The organism is Pseudophaeobacter sp. TrK17 (assembly GCF_042192375.1).
Taxonomy (GTDB): Bacteria; Pseudomonadota; Alphaproteobacteria; order Rhodobacterales; family Rhodobacteraceae; genus Pseudophaeobacter.
In genome coordinates, this window is sequence record NZ_CP071700.1 from 1,092,130 (window position 1) to 1,113,514 (window position 21,385).

A 21,385-nucleotide genomic window follows, 5' to 3' on the forward strand; every position below is an offset into this window, starting at 1 on the left:
GACGGTGATCGAGACAGCCCGCGAGACAGCTGCGGCTGGCTCTGATACGCCCGCCATTTCCTGCCAGAACGTCTGGCAGGTTTTTGGTGTCAATGCAGACAGCGCCTTGAAACGGGCGCTGTCACAGCACTCAACTGCAGATGAGGTCTCTGCGGCGCTGCGCGCCCAGGGGTTGGTCCCTGCTGTGCAGGATGCCAATTTTGACGTCAAAGAGGGCGAGCTGTTTGTCATCATGGGCCTGTCGGGCTCTGGCAAGTCCACTTTGATCCGCTGTATTTCGCAGCTGCTGCCGGGCTCATACGGGGAGATCCGGATTGAAGGCGAAGATATTGTCTCTGCCGGCAAGGCGCGTTTGATCGAGCTGCGCCGCAAGACCCTGGGCATGGTGTTCCAGCACTTTGGCCTGTTCCCCCATATGACCGTGATCGACAATGTGGCCTATCCACTGAAAGTGCAGGGGGTAAAGCGCAAGCAACGGCGCGCCAAGGCACAAGAGGTGATCAATCTGGTGGGGCTTGAGGGGCGCGAAGACCGCTTCCCGCGGGAGCTGTCCGGTGGTCAACGCCAACGGGTTGGCATTGCCCGCTCGCTGGTGGCCGATTGTTCGGTCTGGTTCCTGGATGAACCTTTTTCGGCGCTGGATCCGCTGATCCGTCGCCAGCTGCAGGATGAGTTCCTGGATATTCAGGAAAAGCTGAAGACCACTATTGTCTTTATCACCCATGACATCAACGAAGCGCTGAAACTGGCGGATCGCATCGCCATCATGCGCGATGGCAAGATCGTGCAGATCGGTACTCCGGCGGATATCGTGTTGAACCCGGTGGATGACTATGTGCGCGAATTCTCCAAAGACGTGGCCAGGGGGCGCCATGCCAGAGTGGGCTCGGTGATGCAAAACCCCGAGGGCAACAGCTATGGTGCGGATGATCCGGGGCTGCGCCGGGATATGACGCTGGATGCGGCGCTGGCGCGCTGCATGGATCTGTATGACCCGGTGCCGGTGCGGGACAAAGATGGCACCCTGGTTGGGGTCATCAACCCGGCGGATCTGGCGGCGGCGTTGCAGGTGGAAACCGACCAATGAGCCGCCTCAGAATTGGAAATCTGAGCGCGGGCAGTCTGGCGGCGCTGATTGCGGTGAGTGCCGGGGCGCTCTGTCTGCTGCTCGAAGGGCTGATGCCTGGGGTGACAACCTTTCCCAAAGACTGGGTGCTCCCCGCCACCGAAGGCGTGGGCACCGGCGTCAAGGGGACGCTGACCTATCTGAAACCTGCCGCGCGGATGTTTTCTGCCTTGATGGCCTATCCCATGGCGGCCACCAACTATGTTCTGGCAGTGGTGCCCTGGCCGCTGCTGATCGCGGCCACCGTGGCCCTGGGCTGGCGTCTGGGTGGCATCAAGATGGCGTCAATGGCGGCGATCGGGCTGGGCCTGGTGGTGGCCTCTGGCTATTGGGTGCAGGGGATGAATACCCTGGCACTGGTTGCGGTCTCGGTGCCTTTGGCCCTGCTGGTGGGGGCGGGCATTGGCATTCTGGCCAATGAGTTTCCCCGCTTTCGCGAACCGGTTCAGGCCTTGCTGGATGTCATGCAGACGGTGCCGACCTTTGCCTATCTGACGCCGCTATTGGTGCTGTTTGGCTTTGGCCCTGTTGTGGGGCTCATTGCCTCGGCGATCTATGCGGCGCCGCCGATGGCGCGCAATGTGCTCTTGGGGCTGCAACGGGTTGAATCTGAGGTGAAAGAGGCTGCCGTCATGGCCGGTGGCACTCGGATGCAGCAGCTGTTTCAGGTCGAGATCCCAGCCGCCAAGGTGCAGATCATGGTTGGGGTCAACCAATGTCTGATGGCGGCCCTGTCGATGGTGATCATCGCCGCCGTCATCGGCGGCTTTAATGACATCGGCTGGGAAGTTCTGCTGACCATGCGCAAGGCACAGTTTGGCCCGGCGATGCTGGCGGGATCGGTCATTGTGGTGTTTGCCATCCTGATCGACCGGATGAGCGGCACCCTGGCGCAGGAGCGGCGCCAGCTTTGGGATGGCCGTGTCTCGCTGGGTATTCTGGCGCTGGGCGTGATTGCCACCCTGCTGTTCTGGAGCCGCATTGGCGACCCCGACAGCTATCAGCTGCTGGACCCGGTGGCCGATGGGCTGGACAGCTGGCTGACCGATGTCACCCGCTCCAATGCTGAGGCGCTGACCAGTTTCAAAAACGGCATCATGTTCTATGTGCTGCTGCCGCTGCGCATTGGTTTGGATCAGGCGATCCTGCCCTTTACCTGGGGCTTTCAGTGGACCGCAACGATGAGCCTCTGGTTCTATGCTGGTGCGGCTGTTGTGGGCGGGCTGTTGGCGCTGCGCGGTCAGGTGACCCTTGGGCTTGTGTTGCTGATTGCTGCCGGAATTCTGGAAACGGGCGTGTCACAACTGCCCTGGCCCTTTGTCATCATCGGTGTTGGTGCGTTGTCCTGGGTGGCCGGGGGGCCGCGTCTGGCGCTGCTGTCGGTGATCCTGCTCGCCACTATTTTGCTCTCGGGCCTGTGGGAGCGCGCCTTGTTGTCGCTCTATCTGTCGGGGGCGGCGGTGTTTGCCTGCGCGGTGTTGGGCGGCGGTCTTGGCCTGCTCAGCGCGGTTTCTCCCATGGCGTGGCGTCTGGTAAGACCCATTTGTGACATGTTGCAGACCATCCCGCTGTTTGTCTTTCTGATCCCGGTACTGATGGTGTTCCAGATTGGTGAATTCTCGGCCTTTCTGGCGATCATCGCCTATGCGGTGGTGCCGATGATCCGCTACACCCGGCAGGGGCTGATCGCGACGCCGGACGAGATGATCGAGGCGGCCACCGCCTCGGGGGCGACGCGCTGGCAGATGATGCGGGATGTGCGGGCGCCCTATGCGGCGCCAACCATCCTGCTGGGGCTGAACCAGACCATCCTCTATGCCTTTGCCATGCTGGTGATCGCGGCGCTGATCGGCACCACCGGTCTGGGCCAGTCGATCTATCTGGCGCTGGGGCAGGCGGATGTGGGGCTGGGCATATCAGCCGGGGCGGCCATGGCCATTCTGGCCTTGATTGCCGACCGCATCGTTCAGGGCTTTGCCGAAGAACGCAAAAGGGCGCTGGGTCTGTAGCTGGGCCTTTAACAGCGTTTCCTGCGCCCCTGAATTGGGGCGCGGGAAAACCGCGCTGGCGTCAGGGGCAAATTGCGGATAGCACTTGAGGCGAAATTCCAAACCACTGATGAGAGGGCATTTGATGCATCTGGCCTATGTCATGACCGAAACCCGTGGCGGCACCGACCGGCTGCTCAGCAGCCTGGCAGAGGCGCTGCACGCCAAAGGCATTGCGCTGGCGGGGATTGTACAAACCAATACCGAATGCAGCGATGACGCCCTGTGTGACATGGATGTGCGGGTGTTGCCCGAGGGCGAGACCATTCGCATCTCGCAATCCCTAGGCGCTGGCGCCCGTGGGTGCCGGCTGAACCCAGAGGCGCTGGAGCAGGCGGTGGGGCAGGTGAGCAGCAGCCTGCAGGCAGAGCCCCGCCCACAGGTTTTGATCGTCAATAAATTCGGCAAACACGAAGCCGACGGCCGTGGCATGCGCCCGGTCATCGGAGAGGCTCTGGCCCAGGGTCTGGTTGTGGTGTCGGGAGTCAATCGCATGAATGTCGAAGCCTTCAAGGCCTTCTCTGACGGGATGGCAGTTCAGGGGGGCAGCGCGCTTGACGATCTGGTTGCCTGGGTCGAGAAGGCCCTTGCCCAGTCCTGAGCGTCTTTTGAACGCAGACTGACAAGGGGGCACAGCCAGAGTAGAGGCCCATGCGGCCCCCGTGAACTGCGATCCTTGATCCGTGTCCATGATCGCTACCAGGTACACACACCCAGGCCGCGCGGGGATGTCTTTAAGTTTGTATAGATCTTCGCAGGCTGTCCGGTTTTGCCGGACCTCTTCACGTTGACATGGGCGATCAACTTCACATAAATCCGTGGAAAACCTGTAGCAGAAGTGACCTTTATGACCGAGTTCAAACACCCAGAGGACGGATATGTTTTTATCGTTACATATGGGCGGTCGGGCTCCACTTTGCTGCAATCTCTATTGAATACGATTGACGGGTTCCAACTGCGCGGGGAGAACAACAACACCCTGTTTCATCTTTATAGCGCCTGGGCCGCCGTAAAGGATTCAGTGCCGCTGGACGGCCTGCGCACCAAAGGCGAAGTGACCGCACCAGACCATCCTTGGTATGGCTCCGAAAAGATTGGCCTCGATTCTTATGGTAGAGACTTGGCGCGTCTTTTTACACAATCGGTGTTGCAACCTGATCCTGGCACCCGTGTGTCCGGGTTCAAAGAGATCCGCTTTCATTTTCATGCGGCACATTTCCGTCCGCAGCTCAATTTCATCCACAGTTTTTTTCCCAACAGCCGGTTCATTTTCAACACCCGTAGTCATGCGGATGTGGTGAAATCTGGTTGGTGGGCGGCGCAAGATCCGAGCAAAGTAACGGCGAACCTGACAATGGCCGAAGACCTGTTTAAAAGCTACCTTGCCACCTATCCTGAGCGCGGCATCTTGATGCACTATGACGACTATACAAAAGACCATTCGCAACTGAATGATTTGTTTGAGTTTCTTGGCGAACCTGTTGATCGGGAAGCCATTGAAAAAACGTTCAGCAAACGCTTGGATCACGCGCGATAAGACCGCGCTGAAGACATTCGTGACGTCTACACTACAGGCCGCAATTGGGACATTGCAGTGACCTGTCGGCCTTGAACGCAGGAGCGCCTGAATTAACGCCTGAACGAGCGCCTGGAGCAGCCCAAGGTCCACATGGCCAATCAAAGGTCCATATGGGCCAATGGTTTAGTCGGGGTGCTCTAGGATCAGCGGGGCGTGCTGGGGCGGCATCTTTGCCCTTAGACGTGCCAGGCAGGCTGACAGGTCTTGAAATCGGATCGGTTTGGTCAACACCTCATCAAAACCCGCCGCAAAAAGCCCGTCAATCTGGTCGGGCAAGGCATTGGCTGTACAGGCTATTGCGGGCGGCATGGGCGCGTTTGTTTGTGATACCTGGCGCCGGATCGCTGCAAGGGCTTCTAAGCCGCTCATGTTTGGCATCGAGATATCAAACAACAGACACTCCACCGCGTGGTCGCGCCAGGCTTCCACGGCCTCCTGCCCGTCAGAGCACATGATCAGGGTGTGGTTCAGCTTTGACAGCATCTTGCGCAGGATGAGACGGTTGGTGGCGTTGTCTTCTGCCACCAGAATACGCAGGGGCGCCTCCGGGGTGCAGGTCTGTTCTGTGGCATCAGCGCCTGTTGTATTGCGGTCTGTATTATCGCGGTCTGTGGTCTGCAGGATAGGGGCCAACGGCAGGATGACTTGCGCTTTGGTGCCCAGGCCGTGCTGTGAGTCCATGTGAAAGTCACCGCCCATTTTTCTGACCAGCTCAGAGACGATGGCCAGTCCCAGCCCGGTTCCGCCAAAGGTGCGGGTAATGGAATTGTCCGCCTGCTCGAACTTGTTGCTTACCCGCCGCAGCTGCTCCGGCGTCATGCCGATCCCCGTGTCACTGATGCCTAAGCGAATACCGCCCTGCGCCGTCACTTGCCCCGACAGGGTGACGCGCCCCTGGGTGGTGAATTTCAGTGCGTTTCCACACAGGTTATGCAGCACCTGGCCAATGCGTCGTGCATCACCGATCCATTGCCCGTCCAGCGCGGGTGACAGATCCAGCTGCAGCTCGAGCCCTTTCTGCTGGGCGACGATTTGGTGAATACGTGCCACGTCCCGCAACACCTTCGCGGGGGTGAAGGGGGCTGCGTCATAGGTTTCCTTGCCGGATTCGATACGCGCCAGATCCAGGATGTCGTTGAGAATACTCAGCAACCCTTCGGCAGAGCCATGCACAGCTTCAACCATTTCGCGCTGGCTGGAATCGAGTTCGGTTTGCGATATCATCTGTATCAGCCCGAGTATGCCGTTCATTGGCGTTCGGATTTCATGACTCATATTGGCCAGGAATGCCGACTTGGCCGCATTGGCGGCCTCTGCCTGTGCCCGCGCCTGATTGAGCTCCGTGACATCCACCCGCAGCCCGACACAGCCACCGTCCGGGGTGCGCTGTTCGAAGACCCGAAAGGCGCGCCCGTCTTGTAAGGTGACGAGATTGGATCCCGAAGGGTTGCGAAAGGCCTGCAAGCGCTCTTGCACAAACTCTTCTTCACGTCCTTCGGTTCCGGCGTAAAACCCCTCAGATGCGGCCTGGCGTAAAATGGCGGCAAAGTCTGCGCCTGGCTTTACCAAAGGGGCGGTTTGTTTCGAGAACATCTCGACATAGCGGCTGTTGGAGAGAACCAAGCGTTCGTCGGCGTCGAAGTAAACAAAGCCATCGGTCAGGGCTTCGATCGCCGCCTGCAATCTGGCATGGGCGTCCTGGGCTGCGATTTCGGCGGCGGCGCGTTCCGTTGTATCCTGCACATAGGCCACAATCATCGGCGAGGCGTTGAACACTTTATGCAAGGTGATGTCCACCGGATACCTTGACCCGTCTGCCCGCTGCAACTGGGTGTTCGTTTTCCCGTAGGTCTGCTTGCTGTTCATCAGGGTTTGAACCGTCTTTTCAAAGCGTTCTGCAGTGAGCAGCGGATTAAGCTCCAGCGGTGTCATATGGGTCAGACGGTTCATTGAATACCCGGTGTTTTTCCGTGCAGCCCGGTTGCCCAGAACAAATTTCCAGGTGTTGGGATCTATGACATAGATCTCCTCCGGGCTCTCCTCCAAGATGCCCGACCAAAACGCGATCCGCGTATTTTTGGAAACGGTTTCGGCAAGTGTTTGTTTGTCACGATGTGCTTTCAACAGCGCTGTTACTGCTGCGCTGATCTTTTCCAGATCAGAGATAACTTTGGGCGAAAAGCTGTTGGGGTCCTGTCCCATCGCACAGACTGTCCCAATAGGAAGGCCCGGTTCCGCCTCCAGAAGAACCCCCACATAAGATCGGATGTAGGGAGGCCCCAAAACGAATGGATTTTCAGCGAACCGTTTATCCTGACATGCGTCTGGCACGACCAATGTGGAGCCGCTGTTGACCGCATGCACAGACATGGAGTCCTGGCGTGTGATTTTGCGCATGGGCCCCAGTCCGGTCTTTGCCAGGAAAACCTGTTCGCGTTCCCCCACGATCGAGATAAGAGCTGCTTCGGTCCCTGCGACCTGTGCGGCCAGGTCACAAAGACCCTGAATTTCCGGAAAATGGTCACGAAAATCTATGCGTAAGTTGGCAATAGATTGCAGCCGTACCCTATCATCGAGAAACTTGGGGGTGATCATATTTGTCCATTCAGATCCGGGGAACCATTTTGCTTCGCAGACTATATGCGGCAGGTTCTTTAAGAAACTTCAATAGATGCGTCATTGCGCCCCGGATCAATCTGACCCCGTTTGGACCTGCTTTGTTTTGCGGGCATAATCTGTGTCTTCCCATTTTTACGGGAAAATTGATGTACCGGCCGGAGCCAAATTGAGCGTATTTGCAGAGCTGTATCCGGTTTTCAAAAAGCATAGGCCTGCGTCTGAAAACGGTGAAAGAGACCAAAGGCGCGGTGATCGTGATCTGAGCCGCGTTAAATGCAGCCCCCTGTGGATCATGCTGCGGCGCCGGTCTCAGTCGTCACAGCGTTTAGGGCATGTCTGGCCCTCAGCCTGAAACAAACGCCCCCTCCCCAAGAGGGAGGAGACGCTTTGGGCTAACTGATTTGTACAACGATGCGCGTTTGTGCAGGAAACGCGTCTGTTGAAGGGGAGGCAAGATGGCCCATCTTGCCCCACAGGTAGGCCTGTCTGGTAGGCCCGTTTGGTAGGCCCGTCGCTTAGGTGACGATCTGCACGGATTGCGCGATCTCGCCAAACAAACTGTCACCGCCGTCCATCTCCACCCGCATCACCACCGTGTCGCCGTGCTGCATAAAGGGCGTGTTTCCTGCGCCTTGGGCGATGGTTTCGATGGCCCGTTTCTCAGCGATGCAGCTTGACCCGACGCTTTCATAGTCCTTGTTTGACACAGTTCCTGACCCGATGATCGTGCCTGCGGGCAGGTCGCGGGAATAGGCGGCATGGGCGATCAATTCGTCAAAACCGAACTTCATTTCATCGCCGTTTGTGCGGCCAAAGGCGACGCCGTTGCGCTCTACCTGCAAAGGCAGACAGACCCGGCAATCGCGCCAGGCATCGCCCAATTCATCCGGGGTCACCGCAAAAGGCGCCATGGCGCAGGCGGGTTTGCAGTGCAGCCAGCCAAAGCCGGTGGCCATTTCTGTGGGGCCGATGGCCCGCAGGCTCCAGTCGTTGATCAACACGATCAGACGGATATATTGCGCCGCGTCCTTGGCTTTGGTGCCCATGGGCACAGCGTCCAGAATGACGCCGTATTCGCCCTCAAAATCAATGCCATCATCGGCTGACGGAAACAGCGCGGCGGCAGTTGGCGCCAAAAAGCGGTCCGACATGCCCTGATACATCAGCGGGCGCTCGTTGAGGCCGACTTCGGGGTGGCCCCATGCTTTCTGGATCAAAAACGCATGTGTTTCAAAGGCGGACCCGTCGAGCCACTGCCAGGCGCGCGGCAGAGGCGACAGGGCCTCTGCCGGGTCAAGATCAATCGCGCCAGCAAGGGGGCCCGCCTCAAGTGCGGCGTATTGGGTGTGCCACTGGCTGGCATTGTCCGCCCAGGTTTCAAGCGCCTGTTGCAAAGTGCGTGCTGTGTCGGCAGCAATGGCACGTCTGCCGTCCTGCGATACAATATGAAGGCGCCCATCTGGGCTGCCATCGGCAAGGGTGACAAATTTCATGCGGTCCTATCCTCTTGGGGTCGGGGGCGGCGTGAGCCCATGTGGCCCACTGTTGCGCCGTTTATGATTGTTTTTGGTGCGGGCCTGCACGCCGGTCGCGCCTGTGCGCAGCGCCGTGCAGGGGCAGGGGTAGATGCCCGCCAGTTGTTTGATACCAGTCGTAAGATAGCTGTCGGCGGCGCGCTAACCCCTAGGGGCGGGGCGCCAACATGGGGGCGTGACGCTGTGCGAGCCTGGCTAGTCTTTGATGGTGGCCACGGGGCGGCACCATCCGGCGCTGGCGCCTTTGACCTTGACGGGAAAGCAGATGACGTCAAACCCGGTGGCAGGCAGCGTGTCCAGGGCGGCCATCTTTTCCATGTGACAATAGCCGTGAACCATGCCCGCGCGGTGCCCTTCCCAGATCAGCGAGGCGTCACCGGTTTCGGCCACTTTCTTGGCCGTTTCGGTAAAGGGCGCGTCCCAGCTCCAGGCGTCGGTGCCGGTCACCCGCACACCGCGACTGGTGAGATAAACCGTGGCTTCACGCCCCATGCCGCAGCCGGTGCCCACATATGCAGGCGTGCCATAGGCCTCTGCGGCTGAGGTGTTCACCAGCACAATATCGCCGGGGCTTAACTGATGGCCAATGCGGCTCAGCTCTGCCGCTACATCCGCAGCCGTGGCCACATAGCCGTTGGCAAAATGGCGAAAATCCAGTTTGACCCCAGGACCCATGCACCAGTCCAGCGGGATCTCGTCGATGGTGATTGCCCGCGCGCCCTGGTCCATGGTCGAGTGAAAGTGATAGGGCGCGTCCAGATGGGTGCCATTGTGGGTGCTGAGGGTGACCTCTTCCACGGCCCAGCCCTCGCCGCCCGGCAGTTGATCGCGGTTTACCCCGGGAAAGAACTGGAGCACCTGGTCGGCCGAGTCATTGTGGCCGATGTAATTGATCTTTGGCCCCAATCCGGGGGGGTCGGCATAGTCGGTGTTTTCCAAAGGCCGCGACAGGTCGATGAGTTTCATAAAGGTCTCCGGTAAAATTTAGCGCCCTAACAGGCCGGTTGCGATGATGGGAAAGGCGATGACAAGCGCGAGGCAGATCAGCATCATCGCTGCAAAAGGGGCGGCGCCGATGAAGATGTCCTTGAGGCTGATATTGGGGTCATTGAGGCTGGATTTGATCACATAGACCGATATGCCAAAGGGCGGCGTCAGCAGCCCGATCTCTACCGCGATCACGGTGATCACCCCGAACCAGACCAGATCCACATTCATGCTCACCATCACTGGCAGCATCAGCGGTACAAGGATCAACATGATTGATCCGCTGTCGAGGATCATTCCAAACAGGATCACCACCACCACATAGAGCAAGATGATCGCCAGCAGGCTGACCTCGGCGGTGGCCACCATGGTGCCAAAGGTGCGCGGCACGCCTGAGAAAGCCAGCATGCGGGAATACATTTGTGCCGCAATGATCAAAAAGGAGATCGCGGCGGTAATCAGCCCCGTTTCCACCAGCACCCGCCACAGGGCATCAAGGGACAGGCGGCGTTTTGCAACACCGATGATAAGCGCCCCCGCGACGCCCACAGCGCCTGCTTCGACGGGGGTGAACATGCCGCCATACAGCCCGCCCAGAACGAGGCTGATCAACAGGGCGATGGGCATCCCTTTGGCAAGAACCTCGGAGGCGGGCATATGGTCACTGTCCGCACTGAGGTTTTTGCCGATGAACCCGGGGGCAAAATAGGCCATCAGGATTGTGCCTGCGGCAAACAAACAGGCCAACAGCAGCCCCGGCCCCAGACCAGCAAGGAACAGATCTCCGATAGATTGCTCGGTGAGCAGCCCATAGAGGATCATCAACAGCGAGGGCGGGATCAACATTCCCAATACCGAACTCCCCGCGACCACGCCGACGGAAAACCGGGTGCTATAGCCGTGCCGCCGCAGTTCCGGCACCGCGATTTTGGTGAACACAGCAGCAGAAGCGATGGAAATGCCGGTGATTGCTGCAAAGATGGTATTGGCGGCGATGGTGCCGATGCCAAGCCCGCCTTTGATGCGTTTGAACATGGCATTGGCAACGTCAAAGGCATCGCGCCCCATGCCGCTTTCTGACACGAGAAACCCCATCAGAACAAACACCGGCACGACGCCAAAAAAGTAGCTGGAGATCGCATCGTTTGCCGCAAGGCCCAGCATCTTGGCCGCCAGCAAAGGCGTGCCTTTGATCGCCCAAACACCGACAAAGGAGCACAGGATCAGCGCGATGGGGACATAAAGCCCGCCCAGAACCAGCCCGCCCATGAAAAACAGGCTCAGGATACCGATGGCAAAATCTGTCATTGGATATGCCCTTTTTTCAACCGCTGGATGATGCGGGCTATAAATTGCAGCGCCAGCAGGGTGGCTCCGATCAGGATCATCAGCTTTGCGGGCCATGTGGGCATGGTAAAATTGCCAACTGCCCCGACAAATTCATTGCGGGTGATCGACTTTATCAGGATTGGCCAATGGGCATAGATAATTGCCGAAACCACGAGACACCCAAGCAGGTCAAAGAGGAGCTCCATCCCTGACGCCAGGCGCGGTCTGCTGCGGTGCAGGCTGTCGATCAGCCCGTCCGAGCGGGTGAGCCGACCAGCCCTGAGCGCTTGCGGCACCTGCAGGAATACAATTGCCACGATCGACAGTGATATCATTTCGGGCACGCCGGACAGCGGGGCGTCAAGCAGATTCCGCCCCAGCACATCGGTGCAAATGATAACCACCAGCCCAACAATCAGCAGTGTCCCCAGGATATTGGCACCCTGCGTCGCGATATTGAGCGCGCGCAGGGGTAAAGAGGCGACTGACATTTATTCTTTGTCCCAGTCGCGCAGTGGCGTGGCACCACCGGCCCGCATCTGGTCCATATAGGTGGTCAGCACACCCGAGGCGTCTTTGCCCTGTGCATCCAGCCCTTCCGCCCAGACTTTGGCCGCATTCTCCATGCCGGCAGCCCACTGTGCGCGCATCTCGTCGCTGGCGTCACTTATGGTTGCGCCGCCGGCTTTCATTCCCTTGTAGGCGATGGTGACAAAGTTTTCGAGATCTTCGATATACCAGCTTGCGGCCGCGTCAGCGGCGGCGCGAAAGGCCTCTTGCACATCTTCGGGCAGGCCATCCCACCAGTCTTTGTTGGCGCAGATCGACCCAGCAAACTGCGCCCCAAGACCTGCTTTGGTGATGTTGGGGGCAACCTCGAACAGTTTACCGGGGAAGGCGGCAGAGGCGAAGACAAGCACACCGTCATAGACGCCAGTTTGCAGCTCGTTGTAGTAGGTGGTCAGGTTGCCCTGCACCCCCACAGCGCCGGTTCCGGCCAGCCAGTTAATCGAGGCGCCGGGGGCTGCAATCTTGCGCCCTTCCAGATCCGCCAGCGAGGTGACGGGGAAATTCGTCATCAGCACATAGTCATCAATCGCCGTTGGCGCCCCAAGGTAGACAACACCATTGTCGGTATAGGCCTGCTGCATGCGTGGGTCGCTCAGGTGCAGATTGTGCAGCGTTTCGCTCACCAGTTGGACGTCATCGGACACAAACGGAGTGTAATAGGTGACGTTCTGAACGGCCAGTTTGCCCGGATCAAACAGGCTTGAGCAGGCGCCGAGTTCGGACAGCCCTGCCTCGACGGTTTCCAGCTCTTCGCCCACACCGGCAATTGCGCCGCCATATTGCTCTGAGAAAGAGACGCTATGCCCAAGGGCTGCTAGTTTTTCATTAGCTGTGGGAATGAAAGCTTCGGGAAACATTTTGACCCAGCGGAAAACCGGCGGATGGCCCGCAGCGATGGTGACGTTATAACTGTCGGCAACCGCAGCTGTTGACGACAACAGACAAAGAGCGATCGCGCTGGTTTTCAGAAACTTCATAATTGTCCTCCCAAACATTTATTTGCAGCCGCCCAGGCCCAAGCAAAGGCGCTGACGGCGATGGTGTCGCGAGATTAGGCCGATGAGGGGCAAGTAAGAAAGTTAATATTGATGGTAGTGGCTATTCATTCTATGAATACCTATGCATCTTGAGAAACTGGACCTGAACCTGCTGGTGGCCATCGACGCCCTGTCGCGGACGCAAAGCGTGACTGCAGCGGCGGCTGAGCTGAACCTGACCCAATCTGCAGTGAGCAGTGCGCTGAACCGCGCGCGGGCACATTTTCAGGACGAGCTGTTCTATTACGACGGGCAAAAAATGCGCCACAGCCCCTTTGGCCAATCTATTGCTGATGTGGTGCCTGATCTGATCAACCGTCTGCGCAGCCTGTCGCGGATGCGGGCCAGCGCTGAGCTGCATACGCTGGAACGGCAATTCACCGTGATTGCCTCTGACTATGTGGCGATGGTGTTTTTGTCGGTGCTGTCTAAGCGTCTGTCGATCTGTGCCCCCAAGGTGTCTTTGGCGGTGGTCCCCTTTAGCGAGGAGGCGATGGGTAATTTCCAACGTGGCAAGGTTGATTTCCTTGTCGCGCCCGATTTCTGGATAGACTACACGCTGCACCGTGCCCCACTGTTTAAGGACGGGTTTCAATGCGTGGTCTGTAAAGACAATCCATTGGCCCAAACGGGCCTTAGCTTGCAAAGCTATCTGGATGCGCCGCATGTGGTCACGAACTTTTTTGTCGGCGATGGCAAAAGCCATTTTGAAAACTGGCTGAAACAGGAAGACATAGACATCAGGATTGCCGCATCGTTACCCAGTTTTGTGGTGTTGCCCTACTATATTTCCGGCACCCGCAACATCGCGACTATTCACAAGAGACTGTTGAAACAGTTCGGAAAACTGGATGATCTGACCGCGCTTGCACCGCCGCGTGAAGTGCCCGATTTGACCGAATATCTGATTTGGAAAGATCACCATCAATACGACCCTCAAGCGACGCTGATCCGTGAGATGATGCTTGAAACCGGGGGCGATCTATAGCCGAGGCTGGGCCAACGGTATGCGTGTTTGAGGTGTCGACATCCCGCCCAAGGCCAAGAGCGGCATCGACTATGGCGTTGTGATGTCGGCTGAAATTGCCATGGCCCGGGCCTGCGAACCTGCGGTTGCTGCCTTGTGTTTTGTTTCTTCCCCGTGGCAGGGAGCCCCCAGCACGTTTTGAAGCAAAAACTGCTGGGACATGTGTCCAAGCTTTCGCGGGCGTTGAAGGGCAGGGGCTTTCCTTGCGGACTGTGGCCTCGATGGCTTAACCTAAAGGGGTGGATGGTGGGTGAAATGGGTAACAGCGATACGGAGAAAGACCGAAATTTTGTTACCGCATTGGCGCGTGGATTAGAGCTATTGAGCTGTTTTCGCGACGACGAGATCACTCTGACAAATGCCGAGTTCTCTGAGCGGACCAATTTGCCCAAGGCGACGATTTCTAGGTTAACTTATACACTCTGCGAGTTGGGCTATCTGGTTGCCGATCCGTCCAGCGGCACCTATCGTCTTGGGGCTGGCGCCTTGAACCTGGGGTTCAGCGTTTTGACGGGGATTGATATTCAAGACCTCGCACAACAAGAGATGCAGCGGCTGCGCGACGGACCTAACTCGTATATTTCTGTCGCGTTGGGGGAACTCCATCAGCTGGACGTCGTGTATATTTCATATCTGAGATCCCGCGAACGCGTTGCGCTGGTTGCCAACGTCGGTGTGCGTTTGCCGCTGTTTACCTCGGCAATCGGGCGCGCCATTCTGGTGGGCCAGCAGGACGATGATCGCGAAGCCGCGTTTGAGTTGGCCGGCCGCAGGGACCCAGACCTCGAAGCCCAGGGGCGGTTGCACTATGCCCAAGCCAAATCGTTTTTTGAAGTTAAGGGGTTTTGCACCGGGTATGGTGAATGGCGCAAAGACGTTAACGGTATAGCGGTTCCGGTGTTTTCGATGAATGGCGCCCGCGTGTATGGGCTGAATGTTGGGGGCCCTTCTTTTCTTGTGGAGCCCAAAGCGCTTGAAACCGTCCATGCGCCCTTGCTCATTCAGGCAGCGAGACAGATCAGCATTCAGAAACCCAACCAAAGGTTGCGTTAGGGCGGTCGGTTTCGCGGAAGGCTGTCGGGCAGAATCAGTTGATCTTGCCAAAGCACTTTCGAAGAGACGGAGCGTAACTTACGCCGCATAAATGTTGATATTTTGCTTGCCCACACCAGTAGCGTTGCCAGGGGTGGTTTGGAAAATTTCATAAAAAACAGCAGCTAACGGTGATTTACCCGACGTCGTTCTTTGATATTACTGGTGTTTTTTCAGCCTGAATTCTATTTGCCAGAATTTTGGGAGAGCCGAAACGTGCAACCCTGCATCTTGACTTAAACCGACACTGTGTAAGTCTTGCCTGACTATTGATGCGGACCTCACAGGGTGGATGAGGGACGAGTTGGTTTTTTGGGAGGAAAACATGAAGAAAATGGTTAAGCTTGGCGTTGTTTCAACGCTTTCATTGGTAGTTGGTGCATCCGCTGCCTTTGCTGAAAATGTCAAAATTGCATTTATTGATCCTTTGTCCGGCCCGTTCGCGAGCACGGGGACTAACGGGTTGCACCAGTTTGAATTTGCAGCCCAGCACATGGTAAACGACCAGGGCGGCGTTCTTGGGGGTACCAATTTTGAAATTGTTGCCTTTGACAACAAGATCAGCCCAAAAGAGTCCCTGATCCAGCTGCAGGTGGCGATTGACCAGGGTATTCGCTACATTGTGCAGGGGAACTCTTCCGGCGTTGCCAATGCGCTGACAGAAGCCATTGCAAAGCATAACCGGCGCAACCCTGATAGCCGGGTTCTTTTCCTGAATTATGCGGCTGTTGATCCCGCTTTGACAAACGACAAATGTAATTTCTGGCATTTCCGCTTTGACGCCAATGCAGACATCAAAATGGATGCGCTTACGGATGTCATGTCCGCCGATGAAAGCCTGAAAAACGTCTACATCATCGGCCAGGACTATTCCTTCGGCAAAGCCGTTGCCGCAGCAGCTGTCGCCAATCTGGCCGAAAAACGGCCTGATGTTGAGATCGTCGGCAATGAGCTGCATCCAATTGGCAAGGTGAAGGACTTCACCCCCTATTCGCGCAAAATCATTGCCGCAGAAGCGGATGCCGTTATCACGGGCAACTGGGGTGCGGATATGCTGGGCCTGGGTAAGTCGCTGATCGAGAATGGCTATGATGGCCCCATCTATACCTACTACGCAGCGGGTTCCGGCATGACTGCCGCCTTTGGGGAAACAGCAAAAGGCCGTATCCGGTTGATTTCTCAGGGTAACATCAACCCAATTGGGTCTGAGGAAGCGCGCGAAACCTACAACGCGTTCAGAGAAAAATACCCGGATGGCAACATCGATCAGAGCCGTATCTTTAACGTGATCGGCATGTTGTCCACCGCCATCGAGGCTGCAGGCACCGCGGATGATGTTGTGGCGGTTGCGAACCAGTTGGAAGGAATGGAATACGATTCCATGTGGGGCACAAAATTGTTCATGCGCCCACAGGATCACCAGGTCATCCAAAACCTGAATGTTGGCGTTCACACGAACGACAACGTTGAATTCGATTATGACAATTCCGGCTTTGGCATTGTGACAGAATCGACGGTTGAAATGGCGTCCATGGACAGCCCGACAACCTGTAAAATGAAGCGCCCCTAAGGCCGACTTCATCCCGCCCTGCAATTGCAGGGCGGGCCCTTTGTCTCTGATCAATATCAACCCTTTGGGGGACCGATGGAACTCATCCTCGTCAACTTAATCGACGGGCTTGTCACCGGATTGCTTTTATTCATGCTTTCGGCTGGCCTAACGCTCATTTTCTCTATGATGGGTGTTCTGAATTTTGCCCACGCTAGTTTTTATATGCTGGGCGCGTACTTTGCCTATCAAATCAGTATTGCGCTAGGGTTTTGGGTGGGTTTGCTTATTGCGCCGCTCATTGTTGGCGTTCTTGGCGCGGGGGTTGAAAGATACGGTCTGCGGCGTGTCCACCAATATGGCCATGTGCCGGAATTGATTTTTACATTCGGTCTGGCGCTTTTGATCGAGGAATTGGTGCAGTTCGTCTGGGGCAAAAACCAGATGCCTTACAATATTCCCGAAGTCCTTAATTTCACGGCCTTTTCCATCGCTGGAAACTCGATCCCGGCGTATAAGATCTTTATGATCTTTATCTCTGTCGCGATCTTTATTGGATTGCTGTTTGTTTTGACCAAGACACGCGTTGGCATGATCATTCAGGCCGCCCTGAGCTATCCTCGCACAGTCGAGTCTTTGGGGCACAACGTGCCATTGATCTTTATGGGGGTGTTTGGCGTGGGAACTGCCCTGGCAGGTGTCGCAGGTGTGATTGCAGGGCCGGTTCTGGGGACCTTTCCCGGTATGGCCTTTGTTCTGGGATCCATCGTTTTTGTGACCATCGTGATTGGCGGCTTGGGGTCGCTTTGGGGCGCACTTGTTGCCTCATTGCTGATCGGTTGGATTACCACCTTTGCCAAGTCCTACAATCTTGCCATGTCCGACGTGCTGAATGCCATTGGCATATCCACCCCTGAAAATTTGAGCGACCACGTCCTGCGTGATCTGTGGACCGTTACCAGCCCTCAGATCGCAGATATTCTGCCCTATGTCTTGATGGTCTTGATCCTGATCTTCCGACCTGCAGGCCTCTTCGGAAAGCGTGAATCATGACCGATGAATTGACAACAGACCCTAGCAAACCAATGCAGCGCATGCGTGCAGGATCCATGACACTTACTCTTGCGCCCTGGATCCTGGCGGCTGTGGCGCTGATGATCATGCCCTATATTTTCACCTCCAATTCCGCGCTGACGATCATGAACCAAATGTGGATCACGGTGATTTTTGCGCTTGCCTACAATATGTTGCTCGGGCAGGGCGGAATGCTGTCCTTTGGACATGCGGTATATGCCGGTGTCGGTGGATTTGCCTGCATGCATATCATGAATGCCTCTGACTTTTTTGCGAGTTTTCCGCTGCCTGTGCTGCCTGTCTTTGGTGGGCTTTTTGGCGCCGGGCTTGCGATGATCGTCGGGTCATTTTCGACCCGCAGTGCCGGTACAGTATTTGCAATGATCTCTTTGGGGGTGGGTGAGCTGATCGCCGCCAGCTCCGTGATCATTGTTGCGTTTTTTGGCGGCGAAGAGGGCATCTCGGGCGATCGTACCTATGCGATGCCGTTCTTTGGCAACGAGTTTTTGCAGCAGATCAATGTCTATTACCTGACATCCTTTTGGGTGCTGCTGTCGGCTGCGTTGATGTATCTCTGGTCTCGTACCCCGGTGGGGCGCATGGCCAATGCGGTGCGTGACAACCCGGAACGTGCTGAGTTCCTTGGCTATTCTGCCCGTTGGGTCCGCTTTTACAGCTTTGTGGCATCCGGGTTTTTTGCCGGTATTGCTGGCGGGCTTTTTGCCATCAACTATGAAATCCTGACCGAGGAAAACCTGAATACAACCTCCTCTGGTATCATCCTTCTGGTGACCTTTTTGGGTGGGGTTGGCTTCTTCTTTGGTCCGATAATCGGCGCGATTGTATTCACGCTGGTCCAGACGGTTCTCAGCCTTCAGACAGAGCTATGGGCGTTTTACGCAGGCTCGCTCTTCCTGGCGACTGTGATGTTCTTTCCTGGAGGATTGGCCGGGTTGTTGATGATGCATGTCCCGGCATTCAAGCTTGGAAAGGCCAGACTGTTGGTCAGGCCCTACATAAAAACACTGCTCCCGGCAGCCATCGGCATACTGGGACTTTGCGCCCTGGTTGAAATGACCTTTCACGTTCGTCATGCCGCGCAGGGAGACAATGAAATGACGTTGTTCTGGACAACCTTTGACAGCCACACCCTGCTGCCATGGCTGATTGCTATCGCGGTCACTGTGGTTGGGATTGGTATCGCAAAGCGGACTTCACCTGCGCTGAAAGAGGCCTGGAGCGAAGCCAATTCGGCAGGAGATGTGTCATGAGCGTACCAGCACTGGAGCTTTCGGGCCTGAAGAAGAGTTTTGGACAGGCTAAGATCATTCGCGGCATCGATCTTTCGATTGGCAAAGCGGAACGCCATGCGATCATCGGGCCCAATGGGGCGGGTAAATCTACGCTGTTCAATTTGATCACTGCGCGCTTTGCGCCAACTGCGGGCACGGTCAGGCTGCATGGTCAAGACCTGCTTGGGTTGCAGCCTTACCAGATCAATCGCATGGGCCTGTCGCGGTCGTTTCAGATCACCAATATCTTTCCGGCAATGACGGTGTTTGAAAACGTCCGTTGCGCCCTGCTTTGGGCGCAGGGGTACAAGTATTCGTTCTGGAATCTGGTCAACCGCTCGCGTCAGCTGACCGAAGGGGCGGATGCCATTCTTGAACAGATCAACCTTTTGGAGCGCCGCAATCTGCCTGCGGGCACGCTGAGCTATGCTGAACAGCGGGCGCTTGAAATCGGTATTACCATCGCTGGCGGTGCCGATGTCATCATGTTGGATGAACCAACAGCCGGGATGAGCCATTCGGAAACCGACTACATCACTGATTTGATTATGAAGGTGACCGAGGGCAAAACGCTGATCATGGTTGAACATGATATGGGCGTTGTGTTTGGCCTCGCTGATCGCATTTCGGTTCTTGTCTACGGAGAAATTATTGCAACAGGAAAGCCAGCGGACGTGCGGGCAGATCCAAAAGTGCAGGAAGCTTATCTTGGTGCAGCTCTGGAGGCAGAACATTGATAGAAGTCACTGACATGCACGCCTATTATGGCAAATCACATATCCTTCAGGGCGTTACGCTGAACGTGCAGGAAGGTGAGATCGTGGCACTGCTGGGCCGCAATGGGGTTGGTCGCTCGACCACCTGCAAAGCAATCATGGGCGAAGTGGCCCCCAAGGGCTCGGTCAAGTTCAAAGGCCAAGAGATTTCTGGCCGCAAAGCGTTTGAAATTGCCAACATGGGGATTGGCTATGTGCCGGAAAACCGGGATATATTTCCCGGGCTGACCACCCGCCAAAACCTGACGCTGGGATTGAAACCTGGTCAGAAGGACGGCAGTGGTCGCTGGTCGATGCAGATGATGTTCGACATGTTCTCTAACCTGAATGAACGCGCTGATGTCGAGGCGTCGGTGTTGTCGGGCGGTGAACAGCAGATGCTGACAATGTGCCGAACGCTGATGGGGGATCCTGATTTTGTGATGATTGATGAGCCGACAGAAGGTCTTTCGCCGCAGATGGTGCAAAAGGTCGCTGACGTTCTGAAAGAAATCGCGGACCGGGGCATTTCAACCCTGTTGGTCGAGCAAAAACTGTCGATTGCCATGGACATCGCACACCGGGTTTATGTCATGGGCCATGGCCAGGTGGTGTTTGAGGGCACGCCGGCAGAGCTGAAAGCGCGTGAAGACGTGCGCAAGGAGTGGCTGGAGGTCTAGCCCCAAATCCCCCAAGCGATCGGTGATGCGGCGTAACAGCCTGCAAAAAGTCCGATTGCTTGGGCGATACGACGGCACCACCTGTGGTGATTTTTCGCGGGGAGGGAAGGGGCGCCAAATAGGCAGAATCCCTGCCAAAGCCCCGCTGTTTTCTCTGAATATTGCATAGCCTGACTAACGCCCGCTCAGACGGCCCTGTCAGACGGTTCCTGACCTTAGAAGCCTGACCCTGGAAACCTGACCCTAAAAGCCTGCCCCTAGAAGGTGCAAATCCTTCTAGAGGCACAGCTTATGTCGTTTGCAGGATCCGTTCAAAGCTCGTGATCTGCAAAACGGCGGTTCAGTTTGCGCATCCCGCCGATCCACCGGTCATAATCAGCGGTCTTTTTCTTCATATAGTCCCCCACCTCCGCATGGGGCAGGATCAGGAAGGTTTCATCGCGAATGGCTTGGATGCAAATTTGCGCGACGGGTTCCGGCTCCATCATGCCATTGATCGCCGCAACGTGGTCTTCGTGGCCCCGTGTCATTTCGGTGCGCACCGCTTGCGGACACAACACAGACACTTTGATGCCGTCATCACCGTGGCTTATCGCGATCCATTCCGCCAGCCCCACGGCCGCATGTTTGGTCACCCCGTAAGAGGCCGACCCAATCTGGTTCAGCAGCCCGGCCGCAGAGGATGTGTTCAACAGGTATCCACCGCCACGGGACGCCATCAGGGGCGCAAGTTTGCGCGCCGCCCAGACATGGGCCATCACATTGATGTCCCAGGACCGTTGCCATTCGCAGCTGGGGGTTTCCATGCCCCCGCCCACGGCAATGCCTGCGTTGGAAAAGAACAGATCTATCGGGCCGATGTCTTGTTCGACCCTGTCAATCATGGCGCTGATCTGCGCCTCATTGGACACATCGACGGTAAAGGCATGGCCGCCGATGTCTTTGGCTGTTTGCGCCGCCCCTTCGCCATTCATGTCAACGCAAACCACATGGCGCGCGCCCTCGGCGGCAAAGGCCTGACACAGGGCGCGGCCAATGCCGCTTGCGGCGCCGGTGACGACGCAGATCTTGTTTTTCAGTTCCATA

The 21,385-nt window shown here is 56.8% G+C and carries 18 protein-coding genes; 11 read left to right on the forward strand and 7 right to left on the reverse strand.

Annotated elements, in window-relative coordinates; genetic code table 11:
* Positions 1–4: 4 nt before the first annotated feature.
* The 4 genes from JZI28_RS05060 (at position 5) to JZI28_RS05075 (ending at position 4,711) form a co-directional block, all read left to right on the forward strand.
* Positions 5–1,087 (forward strand): glycine betaine/L-proline ABC transporter ATP-binding protein, encoded by a 1,083-nt coding sequence (locus JZI28_RS05060; protein ID WP_375699438.1) that lies wholly within the window; start codon positions 5–7, stop codon positions 1,085–1,087.
* Positions 1,084–3,135 (forward strand): ABC transporter permease, encoded by a 2,052-nt coding sequence (locus JZI28_RS05065; protein WP_375699439.1) that lies wholly within the window; start codon positions 1,084–1,086, stop codon positions 3,133–3,135. The genes JZI28_RS05060 and JZI28_RS05065 overlap by 4 nt, the downstream gene beginning before the upstream one ends.
* Before the next feature lie 124 nt (positions 3,136–3,259).
* Entirely contained in the window at positions 3,260–3,775 is a 516-nt protein-coding gene (locus JZI28_RS05070) for a DUF2478 domain-containing protein (protein ID WP_297340916.1), read from the forward strand.
* 246 nt (positions 3,776–4,021) lie between these two features.
* Entirely contained in the window at positions 4,022–4,711 is a 690-nt protein-coding gene (locus JZI28_RS05075) for a sulfotransferase (protein ID WP_297340915.1), read from the forward strand.
* Positions 4,712–4,876: 165 nt separating this feature from the next.
* Here the strand turns inward: JZI28_RS05075 and JZI28_RS05080 are convergent, their stop codons facing one another.
* From JZI28_RS05080 to JZI28_RS05105, 6 genes are all read right to left on the reverse strand, one after another.
* Positions 4,877–7,348 (reverse strand): ATP-binding protein, encoded by a 2,472-nt coding sequence (locus JZI28_RS05080; protein WP_375699440.1) that lies wholly within the window; start codon positions 7,346–7,348, stop codon positions 4,877–4,879.
* 539 nt (positions 7,349–7,887) lie between these two features.
* Positions 7,888–8,865: a fumarylacetoacetate hydrolase family protein gene (locus JZI28_RS05085; protein WP_375699441.1), complete on the reverse strand. Its 978-nt coding sequence runs from the start codon at positions 8,863–8,865 to the stop codon at positions 7,888–7,890.
* 237 nt (positions 8,866–9,102) lie between these two features.
* The gene (locus JZI28_RS05090; RefSeq protein WP_295450549.1) at positions 9,103–9,873 is read right to left on the reverse strand and encodes a cyclase family protein; all 771 of its coding nucleotides are present in this window, start codon (positions 9,871–9,873) and stop codon (positions 9,103–9,105) included.
* An 18-nt stretch (positions 9,874–9,891) separates the two neighbouring features.
* Positions 9,892–11,202, reverse strand: a complete 1,311-nt coding sequence (locus JZI28_RS05095) for a TRAP transporter large permease (protein ID WP_375699442.1) — start codon at positions 11,200–11,202, stop codon at positions 9,892–9,894.
* Positions 11,199–11,714, reverse strand: a complete 516-nt coding sequence (locus tag JZI28_RS05100) for a TRAP transporter small permease subunit (protein WP_375699443.1) — start codon at positions 11,712–11,714, stop codon at positions 11,199–11,201. The genes JZI28_RS05095 and JZI28_RS05100 overlap by 4 nt, the downstream gene beginning before the upstream one ends.
* Positions 11,715–12,770, reverse strand: a complete 1,056-nt coding sequence (locus JZI28_RS05105) for a C4-dicarboxylate TRAP transporter substrate-binding protein (protein ID WP_375699444.1) — start codon at positions 12,768–12,770, stop codon at positions 11,715–11,717.
* A 142-nt stretch (positions 12,771–12,912) separates the two neighbouring features.
* Between JZI28_RS05105 and JZI28_RS05110 the strand changes: the two genes are divergently transcribed.
* The 7 genes from JZI28_RS05110 to JZI28_RS05140 all read left to right on the forward strand — a co-directional run bounded on the left by JZI28_RS05110 (position 12,913) and on the right by JZI28_RS05140 (position 20,299).
* Positions 12,913–13,818: a LysR family transcriptional regulator gene (locus tag JZI28_RS05110; protein WP_375699445.1), complete on the forward strand. Its 906-nt coding sequence runs from the start codon at positions 12,913–12,915 to the stop codon at positions 13,816–13,818.
* A gap of 177 nt (positions 13,819–13,995) precedes the next feature.
* Positions 13,996–14,910, forward strand: coding sequence for an IclR family transcriptional regulator (locus JZI28_RS05115; protein ID WP_375699446.1), 915 nt, complete (start codon positions 13,996–13,998; stop codon positions 14,908–14,910).
* A gap of 364 nt (positions 14,911–15,274) precedes the next feature.
* Positions 15,275–16,519 carry a branched-chain amino acid ABC transporter substrate-binding protein gene (locus JZI28_RS05120; RefSeq protein WP_375699447.1) on the forward strand — a complete coding sequence of 415 codons (1,245 nt, stop codon included), beginning with the start codon at positions 15,275–15,277 and terminating at the stop codon, positions 16,517–16,519.
* Between the two features lie 75 nt (positions 16,520–16,594).
* On the forward strand, positions 16,595–17,551 hold the full coding sequence (locus tag JZI28_RS05125) for a branched-chain amino acid ABC transporter permease (protein ID WP_295450565.1): 957 nt from the start codon (positions 16,595–16,597) through the stop codon (positions 17,549–17,551).
* Positions 17,552–17,607: 56 nt separating this feature from the next.
* Positions 17,608–18,843 carry a branched-chain amino acid ABC transporter permease gene (locus JZI28_RS05130; RefSeq protein WP_375699448.1) on the forward strand — a complete coding sequence of 412 codons (1,236 nt, stop codon included), beginning with the start codon at positions 17,608–17,610 and terminating at the stop codon, positions 18,841–18,843.
* Positions 18,840–19,601 carry an ABC transporter ATP-binding protein gene (locus JZI28_RS05135; RefSeq protein ID WP_375699449.1) on the forward strand — a complete coding sequence of 254 codons (762 nt, stop codon included), beginning with the start codon at positions 18,840–18,842 and terminating at the stop codon, positions 19,599–19,601. The genes JZI28_RS05130 and JZI28_RS05135 overlap by 4 nt, the downstream gene beginning before the upstream one ends.
* Positions 19,602–19,615: 14 nt before the next feature.
* Positions 19,616–20,299, forward strand: coding sequence for an ABC transporter ATP-binding protein (locus JZI28_RS05140; RefSeq protein ID WP_349376698.1), 684 nt, complete (start codon positions 19,616–19,618; stop codon positions 20,297–20,299).
* 311 nt (positions 20,300–20,610) lie between these two features.
* Here JZI28_RS05140 and JZI28_RS05145 read toward each other — a convergent pair whose 3' ends face one another.
* Positions 20,611–21,384 (reverse strand): SDR family oxidoreductase, encoded by a 774-nt coding sequence (locus JZI28_RS05145; protein WP_295450578.1) that lies wholly within the window; start codon positions 21,382–21,384, stop codon positions 20,611–20,613.
* Position 21,385 lies beyond the last annotated feature (1 nt).